Genomic DNA, 5,348 nt, shown 5'->3' with positions numbered 1-5,348 from the left:
CGGCGGCCGTCGCCGTCCGCGCCAGCCTCGGCACCAGCACCGCGCCCTCACGCACCGCCACCTCGGACCCGCCCGAGGCGAGCGCGGCCGAGAGCCCCTCGGCGACGTCGCCGTCGGCGTCGAGGTCGACCAGGACGATCCTGCCCGGGTTCTCCGACTGCGCCGAACGCACCAGACCCCACACCGGGGCGTGCACCAGATCCGTCGGGCCCTCGCCCGGTACGGCGGCGACCGCACCGCGCGTCAGGAGGACGAGGCGTCCGTCCGCGAACCGGCCGTCGGCCAGCCACTCCTTGACCAGCGCCAGGACCCGGCCCGTCGCCGCGTGCACCGCACCGGCGACGTCGTCGCCGGCGGGCTCCGTACAGGGCACGACGAGCGCCGCGGGGATCCGGCCGCCCTCGACGACCGCGACGCCCAGCCCGGCGAGGTCCGCGAAGGCCTGCGTGCCCTCGCCGAGCAGCATCCAGTCGTCGGACGACCCGCCCGGGGCAGCGGCGGCCTCGACCCAGTCCACGTGGAACAGGGAGTCGCGGTGGCCGTGCGCCCGGTCGCCGAGCTGGTCGGGTGAGAAGGCGCGCAGCGCCAGGCTGTCGACGGTTGCGACGGGCGCGCCCGCCGCGTCGGCGATCTCCAGCCGGACCGTGTCCCGGCCGGCCCGGGAGAGCCGTACGCGCAGGGCGTCCGCCCCGGCGGAGTGGACCGTGACCCCGGACCAGGAGAACGGCAGCCGTGCCCGGCCGGTGTTCTCGACCAGCGAGCCCAGGTTGATGGCGTGCAGGACGGAGTCGAGGAGCGCCGGGTGGAGGGTGAACTGCTCGGCGCCGGGCTGGGTCTCGGAGCCGAGGCCGACCTCGGCGTAGACGTCGTCGCCCTGCCGCCAGGCGGCGCGCAGCCCCTGGAACACCGGCCCGTACCCGAAGCCGGAGTCCGCGAGCGCGTCGTACAGCGCGTCGACGTCGACGGTTTCGGCGCCGGCGGGCGGCCAGGTGGTCAGGTCGTACGCCGGGGTCTGCTCCCCTGCCGCTGCCAGGACCGCGGTGGCGTTGCGCACCCACGGCTCGTCGTCGGCGGCGAAGCCGTCGCGGGAGTGGAAGACGACGGACCGGCGGCCCGACTCGTCGGGGGCCGCGACCGTGATCTGCAGCTCGATCCCACCCTCCTCCGGCAGGACGAGCGGTGCGGCGAGGGTGAGGTCGTCGACCAGGTCGCAGCCTGCCTTCTCGCCGGCCTGGAGCGCCAGCTCGACGAAGGCCGTGCCGGGCAGCAGTGCGGCGCCGGCGACGCGGTGGTCGGCGAGCCAGGGGTGGGTGGCGAGGGACAGCCGGCCGGTGAGGAGGAGGCCGTCTGCGTCGGCCAGGGTGACGGAGGCGCCGAGCAGCGGGTGGTCGGCGGAGCGGAGGCCGGCGGTGGTGACGTCGCCGCCGAGGGTGCCGGCGTCGAGCCAGTAGTGCTCGCGCCGGAAGGCGTAGGTGGGCAGGTCCACGTGCTCGGCCCCGGTGGCGGAGTGGAACGCGTGCCAGTCGACGGTGGTGCCGCGGACGTGGACCCGGGCGAGGGCGGTGGTGACCGTCCCCGCTTCGGGGCTCCCCTTGCGGAGGGTGGGGGTGAAGACGGCGGCGTCGGAGTCGCCGGTCAGGCAGGCCTGGGCGAGGGCGGACAGCACGCCGTCGGGTCCGAGTTCGACGTACGTCGTCGCGCCGGCGGCCTCCAGGGCGCGGACGCCGTCGAGGAAGCGGACGGCCTCGCGGACGTGCCGCACCCAGAACCCGGCGGAGCCCATCTCGTCGGTGACGAGGGCGCCGGTGAGGTTGGAGACGACGGGGATGCGGGGGGCCTCGAAGGCGATCCCCTCCAGGGCCCGGCGGAAGTCGTCGAGCATGCCGTCCATGTGCGGCGAGTGGAAGGCGTGGCTGACCGTCAGGCGCTTGGTCTTCCGGCCGTCGAAGGAGTCGGCGACCGCGGCCGCCGCGTCCTCGTCGCCGGCGATCACGACGGACCGGGGGCCGTTGACCGCGGCGATGCTCACCCGGTCGGTCAGCAGCGGCAGGACCTCGTCCTCCGTGGCCTCCACGGCGATCATCACGCCGCCGGCCGGGAGGGCCTGCATCAGCCGGCCGCGGGCGGCCACCAGGGTGCACGCGTCCGGCAGGGAGAGCACGCCGGCCACATGCGCGGCGGCGATCTCACCGACGGAGTGCCCGGACAGGAGGTCCGGCTTCACGCCCCACGACTCCAGCAGCCGGAACAGGGCCACCTCCACCGCGAACAGCGCCGGCTGCGCGTACTCGGTGCGGTCCAGCACGGCCGCGTCCGCGCCGAAGACCACGTCCTTCAGCGGGCTGCCGAGGTGCGGGTCCAGGGCGGCGCAGACCTCGTCGAGGGCGTCGGCGAACGCCGGGTGGGCGTCGTACAGTTCGCGGCCCATGCCGAGGCGCTGGCTGCCCTGCCCGGTGAACAGGAACGTGGTCTTGCCGCGGGCTCCGGCCTCGCCCAGGACGACCCGGGAGGAGGTGATGCCGCCCGAGGCGAGCGCGGCGAGGTCGGTGAGGGCCTCGTCCCGGTCGCCGGCCATGACGACGGCGCGGTGTTCGAGGGCGGCGCGCCCGGTGGCCAGGGTCAGGCTGATGTCCTGCGGCGTCTGGTCGGGGTGGGCGCGCAGGTGGGTGAGCAGGCGCTCCGCCTGGGCGCGCAGGGCCTCGTCCGTGCGGGCCGAGACCGGCCACGGCAGGACCGGGGGCACGACGACCGGACGCGGCCGGGGGCCGGACCCGGCGGTGTCGGCGGGCTCGGTGCCGGCGGCGGCCAGGGCGTCGACGTCCCCGCCGGCAGCGCCGTCCGCGTCGGCGTCGGCGAGGGCGGGTTCGGCGGGCGCCGCGGGCGGCGCCTGCTCGATGATGGTGTGCGCGTTGGTGCCGCTGATACCGAACGAGGACACGGCGGCGCGGCGCGGGCGGCCGGTGTCCGGCCAGTCCACGGTCTCGCGCAACAGCGACACCGCACCCGCGGACCAGTCGACCTTGGTCGACGGCTCGTCCACGTGGAGGGTCTTCGGGAGCCGGCCGTGCCGGATCGCCATGACCATCTTGATGATGCCGGCGACACCGGCGGCGGCCTGGGTGTGCCCGATGTTGGACTTGACGGAGCCCAGCCACAGGGGGAGCTCGTCGGTGTGCTCCCGGCCGTACGTGGCGAGCAGGGCCTGCGCCTCGATGGGGTCGCCGAGGGTGGTGCCGGTGCCGTGCGCCTCCACGACGTCGATGTCGGCCGCGGAGAGCCGGGCGTCGGCCAGGGCCTGGCGGATGACCCGCTGCTGCGAGGGGCCGTTGGGGGCGGTGAGGCCGTTGGAGGCGCCGTCCTGGTTCACGGCGGAGCCGCGGACGACCGCCAGCACGCGGTGGCCGTTGCGGCGGGCGTCGGACAGCCGCTCCACGAGCACCATGCCCGCGCCCTCGCCCCACCCGGTGCCGTCGGCGGCGTCCGCGAAGGACTTGCAGCGCCCGTCGAAGGACAGGCCGCGCTGCTTGCTGAACTCGGTGAAGGTGCCCGGCGTCGGCATGACGGTGACGCCGCCCGCGAGGGCGAGCGAGCACTCGCCCTTGCGGAGCGCCTGCATCGCCAGGTGCAGGGTGACGAGGGAGGAGGAGCAGGCCGTGTCGACGGTGAGCGCCGGCCCTTCCAGGCCGAACGTGTACGAGACGCGGCCGGAGGCGATGCTGCTGGAGGCGCCGGTGCCGAGGTAGCCCTCGACCTCCGGCGGCACGGCCCGCAGCCGGGAGGCGTAGTCGTGGTACATGACGCCGGTGAACACGCCGGTGCGGCTGCCGCGGACCGAGGTCGGGTCGATGCCGGCCCGTTCGAACGCCTCCCAGGAGATCTCCAGGAGCAGGCGCTGCTGCGGGTCCATCGCCGTGGCCTCGCGGGGCGAGATCCCGAAGAACGCGGGGTCGAACCGGTTGGCCTCGTGCAGGAAGCCGCCTTCCTGCACGTAGCTGGTGCCGCGTCCGTCGGGGTCCTCGTCGAACAGGCTTCCCGTGTCCCAGCCGCGGTCGGTGGGGAAGGGGGAGATGGCGTCGGTCTCCCCCGCGACGAGCCGCCACAGGTCCTCGGGGGACTCGACGTCCCCCGGGTAGCGGCAGCTCATCCCGATGATCGCGATCGGCTCCTGCCCCTCCGACTCGACCTCCTGGAGCCGGCGGCGCGTCTCGTGGAGATCGGCCGTCACCCGCTTCAGGAAGTACCGGAGCTTTTCCTCGTTCATACGTGCATCCCTCGTACAGAAGCCAGAGAGTCGGAAGAGTCAGAGTGGTGGGGAGGGGTGGGCCGGAGCGGGCGCGTCATGAGATGCCGAACTCCTTGCCGATGAAGTCGAAGAGGTCGTCGTCGGTCGCGCTCTCCAGTGCCCCGGCGACATCGGGCCCGTCGGCGGCGGTGGCCCCGGCGGCCTGCGCCCCCGCCTCGCCCCAGGCCGCCAGCAGGGCCTGGAGCCGCTCGGTGATGCGGTCGCGGCCGGCGTCGTCGGGCGTGGAGGTGACGAGCGTCTTCTCCAGCCGGTCCAGTTCGGCGAGCAGCGGGGGTACCGCCGCGGCGCCGTCCTGCCAGAGCTCGTCCCGCAGGTACTCGACGAGCGCCGTCGGGGTCGGGTAGTCGAAGACGAGGGTGGCGGGCAGGCGGACGCCCGTGGCGGCGCCGAGCCGGTTGCGCAGCTCGACCGCCGTCAGCGAGTCGAAGCCGACCTCGTTGAACGAACGTGCCGGGTCGACCGCTTCGGGACCGGCGAAGCCGAGGACCCCGGCGACGTACCCGCACACCAGCTCCAGCAGGGCCTCGTCGCGCGCGGCCGGCGAGAGCCCGGTGAGGCGCTCGCGCAGCTCGGCCCCGCCGTCCGCACCGGCCGCGGTGGTGCCCGCGCTCCGGCGTACGGGGGTACGGACCAGGCCGGAGAGGAGCGGCGGGAGCATGCCGCTGCCGGCCTGCGTGCGCAGCGCCGCCAGGTCCAGCTTGACCGGGACCAGCAGCGCCTGCCCGGTGGCGCCGGCGGAGTCGAACAGGGCGACGCCTTCGGCGGCGGTGAGGGGGTGGACACCGCCGCGGCCGAGGCGCGAGACCTCGTCGGCAGCCAGGGTGGCGCCCATGCCGCCGGTCTCGGCCCACAGGCCCCAGGCCAGCGAGGTGCCCGCCAGGCCGGCAGCCCGGCGGTGGGCGGCCAGGGCGTCCAGGAAGGTGTTGGCCGCCGCGTAGTTGGCCTGCCCCGCGCCGCCGAACACGCCGGCGGCGGAGGAGAACAGGACGAACGCCGACAGGTCCAGCTCACGCGTCAGCTCGTGCAGGTTCCACGCCGCGTCCAC

General features: G+C 75.2%; 2 protein-coding genes. Both read right to left on the bottom strand.

What is annotated here, in order from left to right:
- Positions 1-4,261, bottom strand: a 4,261-nt coding sequence (locus ACZ4VL_RS39995) for a type I polyketide synthase (protein ID WP_468210776.1), incomplete at its 3' end; no start/stop codon positions are given.
- Between the two features lie 76 nt (positions 4,262-4,337).
- Positions 4,338-5,348 (bottom strand): acyl carrier protein (locus ACZ4VL_RS39990; RefSeq protein ID WP_468210773.1); only part of this gene is annotated, 1,011 nt, incomplete at its 5' end.

The organism is Streptomyces sp. NPDC029014 (genome assembly GCF_055564695.1).
The sequence above is the reverse complement of the archived record's forward strand: the minus strand, read 5'-3'. Positions and strand labels throughout refer to the sequence as shown.